The sequence below is a fragment of the Vibrio sp. 378 genome (assembly GCF_033339435.1).
The window spans coordinates 1-501 of the sequence record NZ_JAWOUO010001296.1 but is presented as its reverse complement, the minus strand read 5'-3'; the positions used below and the strand labels follow the sequence as shown (position 1 = coordinate 501).

The 501-nt window shown below is 51.1% G+C and carries 1 protein-coding gene; it reads left to right on the top strand.

What is annotated here, in order from left to right; genetic code table 11:
• Positions 1–501, top strand: a 501-nt coding sequence (locus R7Q48_RS31655) for a CBS domain-containing protein (RefSeq protein ID WP_318134435.1), incomplete at both ends; no start/stop codon positions are given.

Below are 501 nucleotides of genomic sequence, written 5' to 3'. Positions count from 1 at the left end.
GGCATGGATACCGATGACGTTGCGTACGTCCTACGTAGTTTGCCAGACGATCTTTCCCGTGAAGTTCTCTCCCAAATGGATTCAGCAGATCGTGCTCGCGTCGAGACGGCACTGTCTTATCCTGAAGACACCGCTGGTGGGTTGATGAACACCGACGTTATCACGATTCGTGGTGACGTTGATGTCGACGTAGTCCTGCGTTATCTGCGTATGAAGGGCGAGCTGCCTGAAGCCACCGATGCACTCTACGTGATTGATGACGAAAGCAAACTGATTGGCGAACTCCCAATCACGACACTTATTACGACCCAACCCGACGTAAAAATTATCGACGTCATGGAAGATGCTGACGATGCGATTACCGTTGACACCAGTGACTCAGACGTTGCTAGCCTGTTTGAACGTCGTAATTGGGTGTCAGCACCCGTAGTGGATGAAAACCAGCACCTTGTCGGTCGTATCACCATCGATGACGTGGTTGACGTTATTCGTGAAGATGCC